The sequence below is a fragment of the Desulfurivibrio alkaliphilus AHT 2 genome (assembly GCF_000092205.1).
Classification (GTDB): domain Bacteria; phylum Desulfobacterota; class Desulfobulbia; order Desulfobulbales; family Desulfurivibrionaceae; genus Desulfurivibrio; species Desulfurivibrio alkaliphilus.
In genome coordinates this window covers 1,292,979-1,312,040 of record NC_014216.1, presented here as the reverse complement: position 1 = coordinate 1,312,040, position 19,062 = coordinate 1,292,979, and the positions used below count along the sequence as shown (strand labels likewise).

Sequence of the window (19,062 nt, the reverse complement as noted above, 5' to 3'; positions counted from 1 at the left end):
CCCGGTGTACGCGGCGCCTGGCTGCTTGCCCGAATCTGCGGCACTGCTGAACGATTACGGCCCGTTAGACCGGTAAGTTAGTACTCCTGGTGAACGGTTCAAAAATGTTCGCTTACCCCATGATTTTGTCCAGCTGGGCGGTAACCTCATCCACGGTGATTAGTTCCATGGCGTTGGGGTTGCGGACGCGTTTGCCCCAGGGAAGTTTTTCCGGGGGGTGGCCAAATTCGCGGTAAACCGCTTCCGGATAACGATTGACCGTGCTTTGCAGCCAGTTATAGGGGCCGGTGCGCTCGGGGTTGGAGGTGGCGTACAGGCCGATGACCGGGGTGCCAACGGCGTTGGCGATATGGGCCGGGCCGGTGTCCGGGGCGATGGTGACCCGGCAGCGGGCAAGGACGGCCGCCAGTTGTTTCAGGGTGGTCCGGCCCACCAGGTTAAGCACCGCAGTTCCGGCCGCATCGGCGATGGCGGCGGCATAGTCCTGTTCTTCTTTGGTCGGGGCGCCGGTTAAGACGGTGCGCAGCCCGTGCCGCCGGGCGGCATGGTCGATCACTGCCGCGTAGGACTTGATGCTCCAGTTGCGAAAATTACGCGGCCGGTTGCTGGAACAGGGGTTGACGGCCAGGAACTGGTCGGGGGCCGCCAGTTGCTGAGCGGCGAAGGACTCGGCCTCCGGCGGGATCGGCAACTCCCAGCGCATGACCATCTCGTTGAGCCCCAGCGACCTGGGAAACTCCAGGAAACCGTCCAGCACATGCTGCCGGGGGTTGGCGGCGATGCGGGCGTTGGTAAAAAGCCACTGCAGGTTTTTGCCCCGCCGGCGGTCAAATCCCAGCCGGATCGGCGCCTTGACCGCCAGGCTGCAGAGGCTGGCCCGCAAGGAAACCTGCATGTGCAGCAAAAGATCGAACCGCCGCTCCTTCAGTTGCCGGAAAAGTTGCCGGTAGGCCGGCAGGCCGGCGGACTTGTCGAAGCTAATGAACTCCACCCCGGGGATATCCCCGACCAGGGCGGCTTCGCTTTTGCCGATGATCCAGGTGATGGCGGTCTGTGGCCAGTGGTGCTGCAGGGTGCGCAGGGTCGGCAGCACATGGGTGATGTCGCCAATGGCGGAAAGACGTAAAATGCAAAGTTTTTTGGGTGGCGCTAAGAGGGGAAGCATGACGGATATTCGTCCTTCAACGGCATATGTTGGTAAGCAAAAAATTATTTATGATGCGTCGTTGTTTGCGGCCCCTCCCCGGCGGTTGTTTGACTCCCGTTATCTGGGCACCGCCGGGCTGATCACCGGCGAGGCCGTGGGGCGGGGCCAGGCCTGGTTTTTCCGGTATGAAAAGCTTGATCTGGTGCTGCGCCATTTTCGCCGGGGCGGGATCATGGAAAAACTCCTGGTGGATCGTTACCCGGGGGGGAGCGATCCTGAAAAAACCCGTTCCTGGCGGGAATGGCGTTTGCTTGCCAAGCTTTACCGCCAGGGCTTGCCGGTGCCCCGGCCGGTGGCCGCCAGGGTCGATGGCGGGCCCTTGGTTTACCGCGCCGATTTGATCACCCAGCGGATACCCGATGCCCGCTCCCTGGCCGACCGGCTGGCGGCCGGCAAGCTGGAGGTTATCGATTGGGGCCGGATCGGCAAGGTGATTGCCCGTTTTCACCACCTGGGCGTCTGGCATCCGGATCTCAACGCCCGTAACGTTCTGCTCGATCGCCAGGGCGGGGTGTTTCTGGTCGATTTTGACCAGGGGCGGCTTAAAGCCGGCCTGGGCGCGCAACAGAACCTGAAGCGCCTGTTGCGTTCGCTCAACAAAATCAAAAACAGCCAGTCTCCCTTTTACTTCGAGGAAACCGACTGGCCGCTGTTGTTGGCGGGCTATCATTCCCATCCCGCCCCGGAATGTACCTGAAAAGAGTTTGGCCCGCCAATAAATAAAATAGGCTAAGCGAGGGATAAATGCTGGTTTCTTACTCCCATAATTTCCTTTTCGTCCATATCGCCAAGACCGGGGGGACGAGTATCAGGGCCGCTTTGCGGCGCTACCGCTGGGGAGGCTGGTATACCATTCCCCTCTGGCTGGCCAGCCAGGCGGATCAGCTGACTCGGCCACGGCACAAGCTGGGGCTGAAATTTCCCCGTCATGCCAAGGCCATTGCCGCCCTGGAGATGCTGCCCACGCCGGTGTTCCGGGAGTTGTTCAAATTCACCGTGGTGCGTAACCCCTGGGATCTGCAGGTGAGTTCCTTTTATCATATCCGGCGGGAGAAACCCCATGTGCTTGAGGGGGTGAAAACCTTCGAGGATTTTCTTAAATTTAAATTCGACCCGGAGCGCCCCTACGACTACATGCTCGACACCTCAGCGGAGTTGCAGCATGAATACCTGGTTGACCTGCGTGGCAATTTGATCGTCGATTTCATCGGCCGCTATGAACGTCTGCAGGCGGATTTCGATACCATCTGCCAGCGGATCGGGCTTGCTCCCTTCACCCTGCCGCACCTGCGCCAGGCCAAGGAGCGTCGCGATTACCGCAACTATTACACCGACGAACTGGCGGAACTGGTGGCGCAGCATTACCGCCGCGATATTGAGCTGCTGCAGTACCAGTTTGACCCTTCACAGGTTTCATAAACGAACGGCCGCCCCGCATCTTCGGGCGATCAGCCAGACCACCAATTCTACTTGATTGAGTTTGAATTTTGCCCAAGGTAGCGATCTTTATATCCTATTCCGGTGACGGCGGGGTGGAGAAGATGATTGGTCATCTGGCCACCGGTTTTCTGGCCGCCGGCGTGGCGGTGGATCTTATTCTGATCAAGGCCGTAGGCGGGCATCTGGCTGCCATTCCGGCCGGGGTCAGGATCATCAAGCTGGACGCCCGGACCTCGCTGTTCAGCCTGCCCTGGCTGGTGCGCTACCTCCGACGTGAGCGGCCTGCCGCTTTGCTGGCCGCCAAAGACCGGGCGGCCCGGGTGGCCCTGCTGGCGCGGCGACTGGCCGGGGTGCCGACCCGGGTGGTGCTGCGGCTGGGGATGCACTTGAGCCAGTCGCTGGAGGGAAAAAGCCGGCTGGCCAAGGCCCTGCGTTATTACCCGGTGCGCTGGCTTTATCCTTGGGCGGACGGGATAATATGTGTGTCCGATGGTATGGCGGACGACATGGCGGCGATTACCGGTCTGCCCCGCAGTCGCCTGAAGGTAATCGCCAACCCCACCGTTACGCCGGAGTTGCAACGGTTGGCGGCTGAAGCGCCGGATAATGACTGGTTCAACGCGCCAGGCCCGCCACGCCTGGTGGCCGTGGGGCGCCTTACCCGACAGAAAGGCTTTGATGTGCTGCTGCAGGCCTTTTCCCGGCTCCAGGAACGGCAGCCCTGCCGATTGCTGATTTTGGGGGAAGGGGGGGACCGGTCGAAACTGGAGGCAGAAGTTCGCCGCCTGAAACTTGACCACCTGGTACAGTTGCCGGGATTTGTCGTCAACCCGTACGCCTACCTGGCCCGGGCCGACCTCTTTGTCCTTTCTTCCCGCTTTGAAGGTTCTCCCAACGCCCTTAAGGAGGCGCTGGCCCTGGGGGTGCCGGTGGTGGCCACCGACTGCCGGAGCGGGCCGCGCCAGATCCTGCAGGAGGGCAAATATGGGCCGCTGGTGCCGGTTGATGATCCGGAAGCGCTGGCCCTGGCCATGTCGCGGGTGCTGGCGGCGCCGCCGGATCGCGCGCTGCTGCCCCGGGCGGTGGCCGCCTACACCGTGGAAGCCAGCAGCCGGGCTTACCTGGCAGAGATGGGAGTGATTGAAGGTTGACAATTAATTGACTCATCTGCTCTAATGGCCCGGCACCAAAAAAAAGTGACGGGAGCTTACCGCCTTTGATTATCAGCCATCGTAATCGCTTTATTTTTATCAAGACCCGCAAGACCGCCGGCAGCAGCCTGGAGATCGCTCTTTCCCGGGTGTGCGGGCCGGAGGATGTGATCACCCCTTTAAGTGCCCAGCGCGGCGAAGAAGAACTGCGGCGGGCGGAGGGCGGGGTCGGGCCCTGCAACCACCTTAAGCGAATCCGCGACCACCGCGGCTTTAAAGAGTGGCGGCGGTTGCTGACCCGGGGGCAGCGCGCCCAGTACGGGGAACACAGCACGGCCCCCGAGATTCGCCGGTTGGTGGGCCCTGAGATCTGGTCCGGCTATTATCGCTTTACCATCGAACGCAACCCCTGGGATCGGGCCCTGTCCCGTTACTGGTGGCAGAAGCACCGCTGGGAGGAAAAGGGGCGTCGCGACTTTCCCAGCCTTAGCGAGTATCTGCGCTGGCTGGAGCGGCACAAGCCCCATTGGCTCAGTAACTGGGGCCATTACACGATCAATGATCAAATCGCCGTGGATCGAGTGCTGCGCTATGAAAACCTGCCGGCCGAACTGGCGCAACTGCGCCTTGATCTGGGAATAGACGGTGATATCAGCCTGCCGGCCAGGCGCGCCAAGGGCGGGATCCGTCAGGACCGGCAACCATACGCCGAGCTCCTGAGCCGGACCGACCGGGAACTGATTGAACGTCTGTGTTGGCGAGAGATTGCGGCGCTTGGCTACCAATTCTAACCATTACCGACAATTATGCCCCCTCTGGTACGAAAACGCGGCCCCGTGCGGCGCCTGATTCAACGCTGCCGCCGCCGCTGGCGCCGCTGGCGAGCCGATATTCATCTGATCTCCTACCCCAAGTGTGGCCGCACCTGGCTGGCCTTGCTGATTGGTAAATCGCTTGCCTTGCACCATGGTCTTAATGTTCGCAACCCTTTGCGCTTGCGTGATTTTGCCAAGCCCTGGCGCCGTATTCCTTATATTCTGCAACACCACGATGGCGGGCCGGAGTTTTTGTTGCCCGAAGAGCTGAGCACCGACAAGTCGGCCTACGCCGGCCGCAAGGTGATCTTCATGATCCGTGATCCGCGGGATGTGCTGGTCTCCTCGTACTTTCAAAAGACCAAACGCAACGCCAATTACCGGGGCACCATGGAGGAGTATGTGCATGAGCGTCGGGGCGGCATTGAATCCATCGTTGCATTCTATAATATCTGGGCTCGCAACCGTTACCTGCCGGCTGATTTCCTGCTGATCAGCTACGAAGACCTGCATGCCGACCCCGCCGGCGAATTACGGCGGGTGCTGGAGTTTATCGGCTATGGCGAGATAAGCGAGGATATCATCCGGGAGGCCGTGGAGTTTTGTCGGTTTGACAACATGCGCCGACTGGAAGCCGGCAACGCTTTCGGCACCAGCGCCCTGTCGGCCAGGGAGGTCGATGATGAAGAGAGTTACAAAACCCGCAAGGGCAAGGTTGGCGGGTATGGCGACTATCTTAATGGCGAGGGGCTGGCTTACGTGGAAAAGGTGATAGGTGAACGGTTGGATCCCTTTTACCGACGCTATGCGGGCGCCGGGCTTGCCGGCAAAGCATTTAAGGGGGAGAGATGAGCGGGGTTTTACCACGTTGGCCGACCTGGTTGGCCATGCCGGAGGGTCGTCTGCAGACCTGGGCCGTCATTGCACTATACGCCATGGCCCTGGTTTCTCCCCACAGTACCTCTTTGGGGCAAGCGGCGCAGGGGGGAGTGTTTGTTGTGGCCCTGGTGTTTATTGTCCGTCATTTCTCTGCGTTGCGCCGTTCACCCATGTTTTGGTTGGGGGTGGCCTTTCTGGCCTATGTGGTTTTGCGCGGGGTGGTGGGTTGGCTTGGCGACCCGGAGATGGGGGCTGAGTACCTGGACGGGGCCAGGGGTTGGGGCAAGTCCCTGGTTACGCCAGTGCTGCTGACCGGTATCGTTCTAGTGGCCACCGGCAACTGGCTCAAGCATGGCCTGGGGGTCGTGGCGGTTCTGTTTGCTTCGTTGCTGCTGGATGTTTTGCTAACCCTGGATGGCGGGGCATTTATTCAGGCTCTGCAAACCAATCGACGTTATGTTTTTGACTTGGGGCACCTGATTGCCGGGTTGAAGCTGGGGGCGGCCTTGCTGGCGGTACTCATCTTTGTGCCCCTGCTGGCCGTGCGCAGTCAAACATCTGGTCATGCCACCGACGACCTAAGCAGTCGCCCGGTGGGCGCGGTTGGCTTTGGTGCCCGCCTGGGAATAGTCCGACCATGGCGGCTGGCGGCTTGGTTGCTGGTACTTTTGCTGGCGGGCGGGGTGCTGCTGGCGGCTTTGCTGGCCACCAAAACCCGTACCGGTTGGTTTGCCGTGGCGGCTGCCCTGCCGGTGGTGCTTTTGCTGGCGACCTGGCACTTCCGCTCTCAGTTGCTGGCGCGCAATGCCGTTGCCCTGGTGCCGGCCATCGTGGCGGGGTTGGCGCTGCTGCTGACCGTAGCTTTTGGTTGGGGGATTCTGGAAAGTCGAGTCAGCAGCCAGTGGCAGACGATGGGGGAACTGGTAACCCTGCCCCAAGGCGGCAACATTGAGGAGATCTCCGACAGTTCTTTGGGGGTCCGCGCAGCATATGCCCATTTTGCTCTGGAAAGGGTGCTCGAACGCCCATGGTTTGGTTTCGGGCCCGCCGAACCATACTACCTGCTGCAAAAACGGCCCATTCCCTGGCAGCTGGAAGGGCGTACTGGTCATTTCCATAACGGGCACCTGGAAATCATGGTGCGTTTCGGGGTGGTGGGGTATATGCTGGTGCTCGCTTTTGTGAGTTTAATGCTCCATGAAGGCTGGCGGCGGCTGGCGGAGCCGAATGATGGCCGGGCTCGTGCATTGGCCCTTTTTGGTATCGGCTTCATCGTCTTTATGGCGGTGTGGATGCTGGGCACCCATAATCTGGACCGGTTTGTGTTAATCCACTTTTATTCATTGCTTACAGCTCCTCTTGTGGCAGCGCACCTGAGCCGGTATTGCCCAAATAGCGTTAAGAGCCTGGCACGAGGTTAACTGTTTATGGGCAAGCATAATTTGCCGCTGACGGCGGCAGCCGAGACGCCTGATATCGTGTTGTTCGGCATCTTTCGTTCCTGGGGCGGGACCTATCGTCGCCTGCTGAACCAGATCCATGTCTGGCTGGCCATGGGGTTGCGGGTGGAGCTGGTAACCTTTCGGGACGGCGAGATGTTTTATCCTGAAGAAGTGCCGCCGGCGGTGCGCCTGGTTCACCTGGGAACCTCCCACCGGCTGCCGACCATTCTGGCTTTGTGGCGCTACTTGCGGCGCCGCAGGCCACCGGTGATTCTTTCGGTTAATCATATCAGCAACATGGTGCTGGCCCGCACCGGCTATCTGCCGGGGTTGCGCACCCGCCGCTATTTGAGTGTGCCCAACACCTTCGGGCAGTCGGAAAAACGTGCCGACTCACCCCGCAAACGTGAGCGCAAATTTCGTGAGATTCGTAAAGTATACCCATGCTCCCACGGAGTGATTGCGGTTTCCGATGGGGTGCGCGATGACCTGCGCGATAATGTCGGTCTTACCGGCGTACATATTGAGCGGATATACAGCGGTTCGGTGGCTCCCGGCAACCTGGCCCGGGCCAAAGAGCCGGTGGAGCATCCCTGGCTGGTCAATAAGGAGTTGCCGGTGGTGCTCTCGGTGGGGCGGCTGGTGCCGCAGAAAGATTACGCCATGCTGCTGCGTGCCTTTGCCCGGGTGGTGCGCCAGCGCCCGGCCCGGTTGCTGATCCTGGGTGAAGGGCGTGAAAGACCGACCCTGGAGAACCTGGCCGAGGAGTTGGGGATCAGCCAGTGGGTCGATATGCCGGGGTTTGCCGGCAACCCCTATGCCTATATGGCCAGGGCCGACGTTTTTGCCCTCTCTTCCCGCTGGGAAGGCCTGGTCAATGTGGTCATGGAGGCCCTGGGGGTCGGTACCCCCGTTGTGTCCACCGATTGTCCCAGCGGTCCTCGAGAGATCCTGGCCGATGGGCGCTATGGCATTCTGGTGCCGATGCAGGATGATCGGGCCATGGCTGCCGGGATTTTAAAGGTTTTACGAGGCGAGGCGCCTCAGTTCGATTATGCCGAAGCGGTGCGTCCTTTCATGGCTGAAACCGCCGCCCGGGCCTACCTGGATTTTTTTGGGCTCTCCCCCCGCTGCAAGCCGGCTGAGAGTGAACGGGCCGTCCCATGAAGACACCCACGACTCCCCCGGTAATCATCATCGGCATGCATCGCTCGGGCACCAGCTTGCTGACCCGGGTGCTGCAGCAGGCCGGTTTTTTCATGGGCCGGGGTACCAGTCGCAACGAGGAAGCGGCCTTTACCAACGCCATCAACGCCTGGCTGTTTCGGCAGGCCTCGGCCACCTGGGATTGCCCGGAGCCCATGGACCTGTTGCTGGCCGATAACGCGCTCAAGCCCTGGTTGCTGGACTATATGGGGGGGATTATCCGGGGGCCGGCGGCGCTGCGCTTTTTGGGGTTAAAGCGCGGTTTGCAGCGCGGTGGCTTGCCCGGCCAGCAAGGGCCCTGGGGCTGGAAAGATCCGCGTAACACCTTTACCCTGCCCCTATGGCTGGAACTTTTTCCAGACGCCAAAGTGTTGCACATCGTCCGCCATGGCGTTGATGTGGCTGCCAGTCTGCGCCAGCGCCGCCAGCAGGAATTTGAACGGCGCATCGAGCGCTATCAGCAGCGGCGCCACTGGTCCTGGCTGAATCCCCTGGCGCCCAAGTGGCGCGGTTTTGGTCCCCAGGTGCGGTGCCGCACGTTGGAGGGCGGTTTTGAGCTCTGGCAGCTTTATGTTGCGCGGGCTTTGGAGCACGTGCAGCAGCTGGGGGCGCAGGCGGTTACCATGCAATATGAAGCAATGCTGGCCGACCCGTTGCCGAACTTGCGCCGGGCCTTGGCTTTTTGCGGTTGTAAAGCGGATGAAAGCAGCCTGCAGGCAGCCGCTGCCGCCTTTCGGCCCGAACGGGCCCACGCCTGGACCCGGCGCGAAGAATTACGTGAGTTCAGCCGCCGCTACCAGTCGGTGTTGGCCAAGTATGGCTATGCAGGTAAACCCGAAGACCTTGCTCCAGAGGAGAGCGCATGAGCCAGCCACCGGATCTCACCATTTTGGCCCCGCTTAAAGCCTGGGGAGGGATTGAGCGCAAGATCATGATTTTGTGCCGGGAATTTCTGGCCCAGGGGGTACGGGTGCAGCTGCTGCTGGCCCGGGGCGGGGAGGTGCCTTATCCGGATGAATTTCCCGACGGGGTCGAGGTGGTCGATCTGCGAAATCGGGGTAAACAGGACGGGGTGTTGAAAGTGGCCCGTTATCTGCGGCGTTGCCAGCCGCGGGCCCTGTTGACCGCCAAGGATCATGCCGCCAAGATAGCTCTGGTTGGCCGAGCTTTGGCACGCTCCCAGGTGCCCATCTATGTTAAGGTCACCAACACCTTAAGCGAAACTTTGCGGCGGCCGGTTAAAAGGTATTCCGCACGCTGGCTCTACCCACGGGCAAACCGGTTGATTGCGGTTTCCAGTGGGGTGCGCAGTGATCTGATTGACAACTTTGCCGTTGATCCCGAGCAGGTGGAGGTGATTTACAATCCGACGGTAACCCCGGATATCGCCGAACGTCGCCGCTTGCCGATGGGTCATCCCTGGTTGGCGGGCGATGGCCCGCCGGTGGTGATGGGTATCGGCCGACTTACCCCGCAGAAAGATTTTGTCACTCTGCTGCGGGCCTTTGCTCGCTTGCGCCGGCAACGGCTTTGCCGCTTGATTATCTTGGGGGAGGGACCGTTGCGGAACGATCTGCAAGCTGAGGCCAGGGAGTTGGGCATAGCTGAGGATGTTGACCTGCCGGGCTACGTGCAGGATCCGATCCCCTGGCTGGCCAGGGCCTCGCTTTTTGTCCTTTCTTCCCGCTATGAAGGCTTGGCCAATGTGGTTATTGAGGCCTTGGCGGCCGGCACGCCGGTGGTTTGTACCGATTGCCCCAGCGGTCCCGATGAAATTCTGCTGGGGGGGCGGCTGGGGCCTTTAGTGCCCATCGGCGAGGAGCTTGCCATGAGCGAAGCTATGGCGGCGGTGCTGGCCGAACCGCCCCCTGCCGGCTTGTTGCAGGAAGGGCTGGAGCGATTTCGCAGTGATAAGGTAGCGGCCCATTACTTGCGAACCATGGGGTTGCAATAATGTTGCCGCTGTTGCCATGGTTCCCAACTTGTTTGCAACAGGTAAGCCGATGAAGACGGGTAACGGGCTGCTGGCGAAGCTGCGGCGGCAAAATGATGTCAGGCGATCCTTGGAACGTTTGCAGCCGCTGATGCTCCCGGGAAATTATCACATAAGCGGTGGTTTGGCCTTGGCTCCCGCCGGGCCGACAGGGCAACCGGATGATTACCAGCGGGGCTTGCAGGAGGCCGGCACTGACCACTTTCCCTGGCTACTGCACCGGCTCGTGGGGCGTCCGTATAAAATTGCGCCGCCGGCAGGAGCGGCCACCCCCCTTTATGATACGCTCATTCAGCGGAGGGATTGGGTTATTCTGGTGGCGGCCGGCCGGGATCACGTCCTTCGTTTGACTTCCCGCCCGGAACTGGTGGCGCGGCTGACCCGCAATGCCGAGTGGTTGCGCCGCTCCTATCCGGTGCCCTGGATTGAAGAAGCCCGGCTGGATCTGGAGGGGCTGTACGGTGTGCGCGAAGATTTTGTCGCTGGATGTCCCATCCGTGCTGCCGTACCGAGGCAATGGGACCCGGTTTTTCGCCAACTGCTTAGTGTGTGTCAAAAGCATGCCGCCTGGTGTGAGGGCCGTTTTGGTTTTGCCCCGGTTATGGCCGAGCTGAGCCGCTGGCAAATCCCCCCTTGGCTGGCTCGTGCTTTCAGTGAACACCAGACGGGTTTACAGGAGCTTTTGGCGGACTGCCCGCTATTGGCCGGCCATGGAGATTGCCATAACGGCAATGTGGTGGTCCAGCCCGATGGCAGCCTGATTCTGATCGACCTTGAACGAGTACAACCACTGCCGTTCTTTTTTGACGCCCTCTCGCTGTTGCGCGGTTCCGGTGAAGTTAATGCCGTGCTGCGCCAAGCTTATCTGGCTGGTGACTATGATGCCGAACTGGCTGCCATTTGGGCGGTGGCAGGAAGAAAGTGGCAAGCCCGGTGGCGGGTTCCCGCCCTTCTGGCGATGGTTGTTGCCCACGCCTTTCGCCCCCAGTTCAGCAGTTCCAGTTCCGCCCGGCGCCGGGAAAAACTGATCGGGGCGGCAGAAAAAATTCGCCATGATTGCAAAATGGGCTAGGCATGGAACGTCTTGAGCTTATCGGTCCCCCCGGAGTGGGCAAGACAACGGTTATGGGCGCCCTGCAGCAAGCTCTGCTCAGGCAGGGGCGGGCGGTTTTGTCTGCCCGCTGGGTTCCCTTGGTGGTTAAACAGGAGCAGCAACGGGCCGGTTTGTTGTCGCGCCGGCTTGAAAGCTGGTTTTATGGCCGCCAAGGATTGCAGCGCTGGATGCGCCACAAGTATGAAAAAGAGATGGTGCGCGGGGAGTACAAGCGCTTGCGGGAGGCGGCATCGCCCTGGCCGGAATTCTTGGCCCATGGCCTGGAAAACGCCGGTTCCACTGAAGTTGATCCAGCCTTGCGGCTTGAGCGCCTGCTCAGCTTTATTCGCCAGGTTGCCTTGGCCCATGCGGTCGATCGCCTGCCGGGCAGGGAGCTGGTCTTGTTCGACGAAGGTTTGGCCCAGCGGGGAGTAAGTCTGGGGCAGGGGTCTGAGCCGGCGGTCAGCCAGGTTTATTTTCGACTCATGCCATTGCCGAAGGTGGTGATCAACGTTACCGCGCCAACCGAGGTTATTCACGCCCGGCTGACGCAGCGTAACCCGGCGGTGCAGCGTTTTCATGCCATGGTGGAATCGGCCCGGGCGATTAGTGAGGATGGGTGCCGTATGCTGGCCCAACGGGGAGCGGTTGTGGTCAGGGTTGATACTGGGCAGCGACCGCGGGAGGCGGTGGCTAAGGCGGCCGCTCTGATCGGCAAAGCTTGCGCCGGGTGAAAGGCGGATAATTTCGACCTTTGTGGGGGTGCCTAAAGACGACGGCAGGGTTTTGCTGGTGTGTCCTGGTTATGCTTCGAAAGTATAGCCGAAATAACCTATCTCTTTGCTGTACAGAGCTTCCACCAGCTCGCGGTCGCCGGGCCCGTAGTATTCACGCCAAGGCTTTTGATAGTTTCGGCGCTTTTCCGAGGCAGTCAGCTTAACTCCTGAAAGTCCGACCTTCTCCATTGCTTTGCTGAAATCTGACGATAAGTTCTCGTAACGGCCGATGAAATCCATGACCGGTTGCTCTCCAATGGTGTACATGGGCCAGTTGTCGTATTTATCCCGGCCATGGAGATCCCGTTTGGATTCACTAAGTTGGCGAAGGTAGTCGCTGAACGAGGGCGAGGCGGCATCCCTGCGCGTTAGATAAAGGTAATCGGAAACCGCCCGTTCGTAGGGATTGCGCACAAAGCAGAACTTGAAATAACTGTTCCAGGCCTCCGGGAAAGCCTGGCGGATATCGGTGGCGGTGGGATGACCGGATGATGAGAGGCCAAAGGCCTTTTTGTAACGCCGCTTGACAGCCTTGTTTATGGAGTTGCGCCAATTACGCCCCCGGAGCAAGCCGGAGGCCAATTCTCGCAACCCATGGGGACGCAGGGCTTCACCCAGGACCTGAGGGGTAAAAAAACTGCTGTCCCGGAAAAGCTCCTGGTAGCTGCCCAGGATAATATCGGCCGGGCCCAGGTGAGGGGCAATGGTCACTTTCATGGAGCTACCGGCCACCTTGCGGCAGTGGACAAAGATAAAACGGTGGCGGTGGCTGATGATCATGGCAATTTCCTCTTACGGTTAAGTGGTGCCTGGTCAGCGGAGTGCCGTTTCCGGGTCCAGGGAATAGCCAAAGGCCTCGAAATCCTCCCGGTACAGATGGCGCACCGTGTCGATGGCTGATCCGTCGTAATAGCGGTGAAAATCGTCTCCCGATTTGGTTTTGTGGCTATCCCAATTTTGCACCCCGCTGGCCATTTTGCGTCCGTAAACGCGTTCAATCACCGTGGCCAGGTCGGTGTCGATTTTTTCCAGGCGACCAATGAAATCCAAGCGAGCAAGATCGCGGGGCAGCAGGGCAACTTGCGGCGCCCAATGGGGTCCTTCGTAAAGGGCGGCCCCTTTGATTTGATCCAGAAACGCAAGAAAGGGCAGTGGTTGACCCTGTTCGTCGACGGGGGATGTTCCCAGATTCTTGGTGGCGGGCTTAATACGGGCAATCTTATCGAGATAGGCCGAGAGCACCCGACGATAGGGGTTACGCACAAAGGTCAGTTTGAAGTACTCCCGCCAGGCAACCCGCGCCCGGCTGCGTCCCAGTTCCCTGGGGTGGAGATAAGGCCCGGATTTGCTGCCGCTGAGCGTAATTTCTTGGCGCTCTTCCGAGGTGAGATGCGGATCGTAGTAAACCAGGGTTTTGCCCACCGTTGAATGGCCAGCCTTGGGAATCCGGTAAAAAACAAACCGGTTGGGTTCGGAAATCAGGATGCGACTGTTAACGCGATGGCGTTGCACGCGGCCATCCAATGAATTCAGAAGGGGGTTGAAAAGTTCACTGAGCCGGCGAGACAGGTGCATTGGTGTTGATCCAAAGGGTGTTATGGCCCGTTATAACGGGAGGGTGTTGTGAGAAAACTTATGATAATTTGTCGGGTTGGTAACCAAAGCAAGTGAAATCTTCGGCGTAGAGTTCCGCTACCCGCCTTTTTTCATGTGTGCCGTAGAGTTCTCGTAAATGGTTGTTCGCTTGTGTGGTATGATGTTGGCGGGTAAAGATTGTGGCCGAACGTCCGTAAACAATATTGGTAAGGCGTGGCAGATCAATGGCCAGGTTTTCCATTTTGCCGATGAAATCCATTGTTCCCGGCGGCAGAGGACAGATATGGCTCTGGGGCATCCAGTGGATATCGTCATGGAGTCCGCCGTCACGCAGGTAGTCACAAAATCCGGCAAAGGAAAGGTTGCTTGGCAGCCCGAATTTTTGCGCGGCATTGCCGTTGCGAAATTTGTGCAGATAAGCTGAGGCCGCTCTGCTAAAGGGGTTGCGGACAATAACGGCTTTGCAGTATTTTTTCAGCACGGTTTGGGCCGCACTGCTGGACAGTTCGGAAGGTCGGCTGAACAACTGCATCATGTTTTGCTTGCGCATCATTTTTTTTTGTTCCTGGGCTGGCAATGATGCCAGGTCCTCGGGAGACATACCATTTTCACATAACCATAGAGTACTCAGGATGGTGGTGTTGGCGCATTTGGGAATGCGCACGAAGAGAAAACGATTGGCGTGGCTTATGGCAATGCGGGCATCAATGGTCGGGACATTGGCGTTGGCGTGTACCGGATGGTCGAAACGGTTTAGCCCGCAATGACGATAAAATGGTTTCCAGCTGTAGCGAAACGAGCGTATTCGGCTGGTAATTCGTTGAATATAGGTTTTTTCTGCTCTTTTCAAAGAAGTGTCGCCTCCGGTACTGTCGCCAGTGAGCCGCTGAACGATTACGGTTCACCAACAACGACATGAACGCTTACCCTTTGTGCAGTTGCATTGGAGTGTTGCGTCGGATACCGTAGTAAGTCAGTAATGATATCGGAGAGCATAGGCGTAGCCACTGTTCGTCCACCATAAGCAAAGGCTTTTCTTGTATCGGCTGCCATGCCGGTTGTCAACCGATTTTCGCTCACCACTTTTCGTACCCTAAACGGACACAATACTGTGGCAGGAACTCAAAATAATTCCTCAAACTCTAAACAGGCAAAGGAAGTTTTAAGCCGGCACCTGGCTTTGCTGTTTGCCACCTCCGGCCACAGCGGGGTGGATCGGGTGGTGCAAAACCTGCTGCCGGAATTTGGCCGTACCTCCCATCGCTTCGATTTGCTGCAAATTCGCGGGCACGGGCCTTACCTGGAAGAGGTGCCCGACAATGTCCGGGTGATCCGGCTGCCGGTGAGCAGCAAAAAAACGGTGTTGCCCTGCCTGCTCTGGTACTTGTGGCGCCATCGGCCCCAGGCGATGCTGACCGCCAACCATGAGCTCAACCGGGCACTGTTGTTGGCGCGCAGGCTCACCGGGGTGCCGACCCGGGTGGTGATTCGGATGGGGATGTCGGTGACGGCCAAGGGCAAAGACCTGAAGCCGGCGCAACGTAAGGCCCTGTTTGCTTCCATGCGTCGCTGGTATCCGTTGGCGGATGCAGCCGTTACTCCGTCCCAGGGGGTGGCCGATGATCTGATTGAAATTGCCGGGGTGCAACCGGAACGCCTGTCGGTTATTCGCAATCCCATTGTCAATGCGCGTTTTTTTCGGCTTGCTGCCGAGCCGGTGGCCCATCCCTGGTATGGCAAGGCAGATAATCCCGTGATCTTGGGGGTGGGTTCGCTGGAGCCGCGAAAAGATTTTGCCACCCTGATACAGGCGTTTGCCCTGGTCCGCCGTGATCGCCGCTGCTGCTTGATCATTCTTGGCAAAGGCCGGCAGCGGTCGGAATTGTTGGCACTGGCGGCGCAGCTTGGGGTGGCGGACGATGTCGATCTGCCCGGTTTTGACCCAAACCCCTACCGGCATATGCAGCAGGCCGGGCTGTTTGTGCTGGCTTCGCAACGAGAGGGTGCTTCCGCCGTAATCGTCGAGGCGTTGGCCTGCGGGACGCCGGTGGTCTCGACGGACTGCCCCAGCGGCCCGGCGGAAACTCTGGCCAACGGTCGTTATGGCCGCTTGGTGCCGGTGGGAGATGTTCAGGCGATGGCGCAGGCGATTAATGCAACCCTGAAGGCTCCCCCCGATCCTGATTTTTTGCGTCAGGCGGTTGTGGCCAATCACACCGAGGTGGCTGCCGGGCAATATCTGGCGGCGCTGGGTGTGAATGGCTGAAAGGTGCATGGCATCTTCGGGTTGACAATAAACCTTTAAACAGCTAATAAGTCATCGCGACCGGGGTTTATGTCTTGGGCCCGGGAACCCCTCTTCTCCCACTTGAAATGATCCGGTGGGGCTTCACTGATGTTTTCAACCATTTTTTAAAAAGCAACTTATCTTATGAAAAGTCCTAATACCGTTCCCTATCGGGGAAAGATCACCAGTGATCTGCGTCAGCAGTTGCTGGGCCAGAAGAGCATGGTGATGTGGTTTACCGGCCTGTCGGGTTCCGGAAAATCCACCATCGCTCATGCCGTCGAGGAAAAGCTTTATGATCTGGGCCGGCTGACCTACGTCTTTGACGGCGACAACGTTCGCCATGGGCTTTGCAGCGACTTAAGCTTTTCCCCCGAGGGTCGGGCGGAAAACCTGCGCCGGATCTCGGAAATGGTCAAGCTTTTCCTTGATGCCGGCATTATCTGTCTGACCGCCTTTATCTCCCCCCTGCGGGCCGACCGCCAAAAGTGTCGCGATCTGATCGATTGCGGCCGGTTTTTTGAAATTTACGTTAAATGCTCGCTTGAGGAGTGTGAGCGGCGGGATGTCAAGGGTCTGTACAAGCTGGCCCGGCAAGGTAAGATCAAAAATTACACCGGGGTTTCCGCGCCTTACGAAGAGCCTGGGCAGCCCGACCTTGTTTTGGATACCGTTGCTTCTTCCCTCGAAGAGTGCGTGGATACCACCGTTGAGTTTATCCTGGCCAAGATGAACATGCAGTGATGGGCGACGACTATCTGGCCAACCGCCGGTTTGACCTGGGCCGGTTCGGGACCCTGCTTACCGGCCGGGTTTTTCATCGTTATCCCGGCAAGCGGGCGTTGCTTAAAGGGGAACTTGACGGGGTGGCGGTGGTGGCCAAGTTTTACGTTGCTCCTGTGGGCCAGGCTTACGAGTGGTACCGGGGGTTACGCGGCACCCGGGCTTTGCTTAGCTCGGGGGTGGCGGCTCCGGCTCTGTATTACGCCGGTTACCGGCCGGAGGTCGGGGCCTGGTTGACGGTGCAGGAGTGGGTCGAGGCCGATGAACCCTGGCCACCGGAGGACAGCGAGCGTTGCGGCGATGCCCATGCCCGGCTGATTTTGACCCTGGCCGAGCATCACCGGGCGGGAATCGTGCAGAACGATCTCAACTGGCTGAATTTTATCCCCCGCCAGGGGCGCCTTTATGCCGTCGACGGTGATCGTGTCCGCCGTCTGCGCTCCCCCCTGAACCGGAAGCAAGGCCTGGCGCATCTGGTTCGCCTGTATGCCTCCAAAACCAGGTTGCCTGAAGCTACGGTTCGGGATGGCTTCCGATTGTATTTGCAACAGCGGCAATGGCTGGCCGGCCAGGGTGAGGAAGAGGATTTCATCACCCGGGTACGGCGCGCCCGGCGGCAACAGGCGGAACAGGTTGCCCGCCGGGCTTGCCGGGGCTGGAAACATTATCCCCGGCTGCGCCATGATGGGTTCTGGCTTATTCGCGATCGGCGCCACCTGGACCAGTCCAGCTCTTTGCGCCTGTTGGCCGGCTGGCGGCGTGAGGCGGAGTTAAAGCCGGCTGGTGGGCTGCTGGAGCTGGACGGGCAAGCGGTGCGCTGGCTGCCCATTGGGGTTGCAACCGGCTTTTTTGCACCACTGCGGCCGTGGCTTGTTCGTCGGGCGGCCTTTCGCATCTGGGTGGCGCTGCTTACCGCAAACCGCTTGGGGCTTGGCACGGAAAGACACCTGGCCCTGGTTTGGCCTGCGGCGCTGAAAGGGAAGGGGGAGGCGGCGGTTATGCTGCAGTCGGCGACCGGGGTCAGGCCCCTGGCCGACTGCCTGTCAACTTTAGGGGATCGGGAACGATCAGCCCTGCAGGAGCAGCTTAATCACCAGCTTGCCTTGATGCAAGCCGGCCGCATCACCCTGGTCGGCAATAGCCTCAACGTTTTGGGGTGGGATGGCCGGCAACTGCACATCATCGATGCCACCGCTGTTGTTCTGCATTCATTCCGGGGTTCCGCCTTCGCCCGCCATTGGCATCTTTTTCGGCAACAACTGCAAGCCGAGCTGGCTGCCGTCCGGCCAACTTCATAATCGAGCGGCACGAAAAAACCCGCCTTCCTGATGGGAGGCGGGCTTTAAAGCGACGCGGTTAAGGCGCCGTATGGTATCCAATGGGGTGAGCGATGGGACTTGAACCCACGACCTCCGGGGCCACAACCCGGTGCTCTAACCAACTGAGCCACGCCCACCACAGGTTCCGGAGCCGCCAGGTTGAGCCAACGGTTCCGAGAAGGCTCTCTATATAGCTAATAGCCCCCGCTTTGGCAAGGAAAAATCTGCTTAAAACGAATGGCCGCAATGTTTGCAGGTCGGGGCCTGGCTTTTGACGATTTCGGCACAGTTGGGGCATTCCTTCTTATACATTTTTTTCAGCATGGTGCCGATGGCCAGATTGACCTCCTGCTCCAGTTCGGGATTGCGGAATTTGTGGTTGCGCAAGGGGTCCAGGCAGGAAAGATCCTGAAACCTGGCCAGTGCCTCGCAGGCCTGTTTACGGGTGGCCAAATCGGCGTGTTCGTCGGTGAGCAGGTGGATTACCGGGGCCAGGTCGCCCGCCTCGACACAGCCCGCCAGTTTGGCCGCCGCCTCCTGCTCTGCGGCATGGCGCTGGTTCTGCTGCTGCAGGGCTTCGACGTTCACCTCCAGGCCCTTGAAGGCCTGCTGGCCGCCAACCATCATCGCCTCGCCCTTTTCGTTGCCGGGGCAGAGAATGTAGCGGCAGGAAGCGGCATGACCGTAGCGATCCTCAAATTCCTGCCAGCTTCTCACGTACAGTGAGCACTCGTCGTTAAGGCAGATAAAAAGAATGTCGGACCCCCAGCCAAGGCCGTCGCCGACATGAAATGGCGGCGCCTGGCAGCAGGACAGCCGCTGCTGGCAGTGTGGGCAGTAATGTTCTTCCTGCGCCAGGCGCAGGCAGCGTTCGGTACGGTCTTCAATCATTGTTGTTGCTCCTTAAGATATATTGAAAAAGCAGTTTGCAGGCTCAAAGGACATTAATGCACAAGAGGGATGGGGTCAATGTGAAGCCGGTAAAATTGTCGCCGGCGGTTGGGTGGCTGAATACACAGGGCGGGCTGTCCAAGGGGAGTCAAAATTCATTGACTTTTGGCCGTCCGCTCAGTAA

General features: G+C 59.4%; 19 protein-coding genes and 1 tRNA gene. 14 read left to right on the top strand and 6 right to left on the bottom strand.

The window, feature by feature from the left end; all coding sequences use genetic code 11:
* Positions 1-112: 112 nt before the first annotated feature.
* Positions 113-1,165, bottom strand: a complete 1,053-nt coding sequence (locus DAAHT2_RS05610; RefSeq protein ID WP_013163327.1) for a glycosyltransferase family 9 protein — start codon at positions 1,163-1,165, stop codon at positions 113-115.
* Between DAAHT2_RS05610 and DAAHT2_RS05605 the strand changes: the two genes are divergently transcribed.
* The 11 genes from DAAHT2_RS05605 (at position 1,164) to DAAHT2_RS05555 (ending at position 11,960) form a co-directional block, all read left to right on the top strand.
* A complete protein-coding gene (locus DAAHT2_RS05605; RefSeq protein ID WP_013163326.1) occupies positions 1,164-1,904 on the top strand; it encodes a 3-deoxy-D-manno-octulosonic acid kinase in 741 nt (246 codons plus the stop codon). The two genes, DAAHT2_RS05610 and DAAHT2_RS05605, sit on opposite strands and share 2 nt — an antisense overlap.
* 47 nt (positions 1,905-1,951) lie before the next feature.
* The gene (locus DAAHT2_RS05600) at positions 1,952-2,626 is read left to right on the top strand and encodes a sulfotransferase family 2 domain-containing protein (RefSeq protein ID WP_013163325.1); all 675 of its coding nucleotides are present in this window, start codon (positions 1,952-1,954) and stop codon (positions 2,624-2,626) included.
* Between the two features lie 65 nt (positions 2,627-2,691).
* The gene (locus DAAHT2_RS05595; protein ID WP_041718833.1) at positions 2,692-3,798 is read left to right on the top strand and encodes a glycosyltransferase; all 1,107 of its coding nucleotides are present in this window, start codon (positions 2,692-2,694) and stop codon (positions 3,796-3,798) included.
* Positions 3,799-3,863: 65 nt separating this feature from the next.
* Positions 3,864-4,589 carry a sulfotransferase family 2 domain-containing protein gene (locus DAAHT2_RS05590; RefSeq protein WP_013163323.1) on the top strand — a complete coding sequence of 242 codons (726 nt, stop codon included), beginning with the start codon at positions 3,864-3,866 and terminating at the stop codon, positions 4,587-4,589.
* A gap of 15 nt (positions 4,590-4,604) precedes the next feature.
* Positions 4,605-5,465: a sulfotransferase domain-containing protein gene (locus DAAHT2_RS05585; RefSeq protein ID WP_013163322.1), complete on the top strand. Its 861-nt coding sequence runs from the start codon at positions 4,605-4,607 to the stop codon at positions 5,463-5,465.
* Positions 5,462-6,913: an O-antigen ligase family protein gene (locus DAAHT2_RS05580; protein WP_013163321.1), complete on the top strand. Its 1,452-nt coding sequence runs from the start codon at positions 5,462-5,464 to the stop codon at positions 6,911-6,913. Before DAAHT2_RS05585 ends, DAAHT2_RS05580 begins: the two co-directional genes overlap by 4 nt.
* 6 nt (positions 6,914-6,919) lie before the next feature.
* Positions 6,920-8,101, top strand: a complete 1,182-nt coding sequence (locus DAAHT2_RS05575; RefSeq protein ID WP_013163320.1) for a glycosyltransferase — start codon at positions 6,920-6,922, stop codon at positions 8,099-8,101.
* Positions 8,098-9,006, top strand: a complete 909-nt coding sequence (locus DAAHT2_RS05570; protein WP_013163319.1) for a sulfotransferase family protein — start codon at positions 8,098-8,100, stop codon at positions 9,004-9,006. The genes DAAHT2_RS05575 and DAAHT2_RS05570 overlap by 4 nt, the downstream gene beginning before the upstream one ends.
* Positions 9,003-10,094 (top strand): glycosyltransferase, encoded by a 1,092-nt coding sequence (locus DAAHT2_RS05565; protein WP_013163318.1) that lies wholly within the window; start codon positions 9,003-9,005, stop codon positions 10,092-10,094. Before DAAHT2_RS05570 ends, DAAHT2_RS05565 begins: the two co-directional genes overlap by 4 nt.
* Before the next feature lie 49 nt (positions 10,095-10,143).
* Positions 10,144-11,205, top strand: coding sequence for a phosphotransferase (locus DAAHT2_RS14275; RefSeq protein WP_013163317.1), 1,062 nt, complete (start codon positions 10,144-10,146; stop codon positions 11,203-11,205).
* Positions 11,206-11,207: 2 nt separating this feature from the next.
* On the top strand, positions 11,208-11,960 hold the full coding sequence (locus DAAHT2_RS05555; protein ID WP_013163316.1) for a P-loop NTPase family protein: 753 nt from the start codon (positions 11,208-11,210) through the stop codon (positions 11,958-11,960).
* Between the two features lie 69 nt (positions 11,961-12,029).
* Here the strand turns inward: DAAHT2_RS05555 and DAAHT2_RS05550 are convergent, their stop codons facing one another.
* From DAAHT2_RS05550 to DAAHT2_RS14270, 3 genes are read right to left on the bottom strand one after another with little or no spacing between them, the layout of a single operon-like run.
* On the bottom strand, positions 12,030-12,782 hold the full coding sequence (locus DAAHT2_RS05550; protein ID WP_013163315.1) for a sulfotransferase family 2 domain-containing protein: 753 nt from the start codon (positions 12,780-12,782) through the stop codon (positions 12,030-12,032).
* A 33-nt stretch (positions 12,783-12,815) separates the two neighbouring features.
* A complete protein-coding gene (locus tag DAAHT2_RS05545; protein ID WP_013163314.1) occupies positions 12,816-13,577 on the bottom strand; it encodes a sulfotransferase family 2 domain-containing protein in 762 nt (253 codons plus the stop codon).
* 58 nt (positions 13,578-13,635) lie between these two features.
* On the bottom strand, positions 13,636-14,448 hold the full coding sequence (locus tag DAAHT2_RS14270; RefSeq protein ID WP_013163313.1) for a sulfotransferase family protein: 813 nt from the start codon (positions 14,446-14,448) through the stop codon (positions 13,636-13,638).
* A gap of 201 nt (positions 14,449-14,649) precedes the next feature.
* Here DAAHT2_RS14270 and DAAHT2_RS05535 point away from each other — a divergent pair, with 201 nt between their 5' ends.
* The 3 genes from DAAHT2_RS05535 (at position 14,650) to DAAHT2_RS05525 (ending at position 17,966) form a co-directional block, all read left to right on the top strand.
* The gene (locus tag DAAHT2_RS05535) at positions 14,650-15,864 is read left to right on the top strand and encodes a glycosyltransferase (RefSeq protein ID WP_013163312.1); all 1,215 of its coding nucleotides are present in this window, start codon (positions 14,650-14,652) and stop codon (positions 15,862-15,864) included.
* Between the two features lie 165 nt (positions 15,865-16,029).
* Positions 16,030-16,629: an adenylyl-sulfate kinase gene (gene cysC / locus DAAHT2_RS05530; protein ID WP_013163311.1), complete on the top strand. Its 600-nt coding sequence runs from the start codon at positions 16,030-16,032 to the stop codon at positions 16,627-16,629.
* The gene (locus DAAHT2_RS05525) at positions 16,629-17,966 is read left to right on the top strand and encodes a BUD32 family EKC/KEOPS complex subunit (protein ID WP_013163310.1); all 1,338 of its coding nucleotides are present in this window, start codon (positions 16,629-16,631) and stop codon (positions 17,964-17,966) included. Before cysC ends, DAAHT2_RS05525 begins: the two co-directional genes overlap by 1 nt.
* 81 nt (positions 17,967-18,047) lie before the next feature.
* Here DAAHT2_RS05525 and DAAHT2_RS05520 read toward each other — a convergent pair.
* Both DAAHT2_RS05520 and DAAHT2_RS05515 read right to left on the bottom strand, forming a co-directional pair.
* A tRNA-His gene (locus DAAHT2_RS05520) sits at positions 18,048-18,124 on the bottom strand.
* Positions 18,125-18,215: 91 nt separating this feature from the next.
* Positions 18,216-18,878: a zinc ribbon domain-containing protein gene (locus DAAHT2_RS05515; RefSeq protein WP_013163309.1), complete on the bottom strand. Its 663-nt coding sequence runs from the start codon at positions 18,876-18,878 to the stop codon at positions 18,216-18,218.
* Between the last annotated feature and the right edge of the window lie 184 nt (positions 18,879-19,062).

What these genes read in the sequence shown, in the direction of transcription:
- DAAHT2_RS05605 (WP_013163326.1), top strand. Translation starts at nt 1,164, where the DNA reads ATGACGGATATTCGTCCTTCAACGGCATATGTTGGTAAGCAAAAAATT.
- DAAHT2_RS05610 (WP_013163327.1), bottom strand. Translation starts at nt 1,165, where the DNA reads ATGCTTCCCCTCTTAGCGCCACCCAAAAAACTTTGCATTTTACGTCTT.
- DAAHT2_RS05600 (WP_013163325.1), top strand. Translation starts at nt 1,952, where the DNA reads ATGCTGGTTTCTTACTCCCATAATTTCCTTTTCGTCCATATCGCCAAG.
- DAAHT2_RS05585 (WP_013163322.1), top strand. Translation starts at nt 4,605, where the DNA reads ATGCCCCCTCTGGTACGAAAACGCGGCCCCGTGCGGCGCCTGATTCAA.
- DAAHT2_RS05580 (WP_013163321.1), top strand. Translation starts at nt 5,462, where the DNA reads ATGAGCGGGGTTTTACCACGTTGGCCGACCTGGTTGGCCATGCCGGAG.
- DAAHT2_RS05575 (WP_013163320.1), top strand. Translation starts at nt 6,920, where the DNA reads ATGGGCAAGCATAATTTGCCGCTGACGGCGGCAGCCGAGACGCCTGAT.
- DAAHT2_RS05570 (WP_013163319.1), top strand. Translation starts at nt 8,098, where the DNA reads ATGAAGACACCCACGACTCCCCCGGTAATCATCATCGGCATGCATCGC.
- DAAHT2_RS05565 (WP_013163318.1), top strand. Translation starts at nt 9,003, where the DNA reads ATGAGCCAGCCACCGGATCTCACCATTTTGGCCCCGCTTAAAGCCTGG.
- DAAHT2_RS14275 (WP_013163317.1), top strand. Translation starts at nt 10,144, where the DNA reads ATGAAGACGGGTAACGGGCTGCTGGCGAAGCTGCGGCGGCAAAATGAT.
- DAAHT2_RS05555 (WP_013163316.1), top strand. Translation starts at nt 11,208, where the DNA reads ATGGAACGTCTTGAGCTTATCGGTCCCCCCGGAGTGGGCAAGACAACG.
- DAAHT2_RS05550 (WP_013163315.1), bottom strand. Translation starts at nt 12,782, where the DNA reads ATGATCATCAGCCACCGCCACCGTTTTATCTTTGTCCACTGCCGCAAG.
- DAAHT2_RS05545 (WP_013163314.1), bottom strand. Translation starts at nt 13,577, where the DNA reads ATGCACCTGTCTCGCCGGCTCAGTGAACTTTTCAACCCCCTTCTGAAT.
- DAAHT2_RS05535 (WP_013163312.1), top strand. Translation starts at nt 14,650, where the DNA reads ATGCCGGTTGTCAACCGATTTTCGCTCACCACTTTTCGTACCCTAAAC.
- cysC (WP_013163311.1), top strand. Translation starts at nt 16,030, where the DNA reads ATGAAAAGTCCTAATACCGTTCCCTATCGGGGAAAGATCACCAGTGAT.
- DAAHT2_RS05525 (WP_013163310.1), top strand. Translation starts at nt 16,629, where the DNA reads ATGGGCGACGACTATCTGGCCAACCGCCGGTTTGACCTGGGCCGGTTC.
- DAAHT2_RS05515 (WP_013163309.1), bottom strand. Translation starts at nt 18,878, where the DNA reads ATGATTGAAGACCGTACCGAACGCTGCCTGCGCCTGGCGCAGGAAGAA.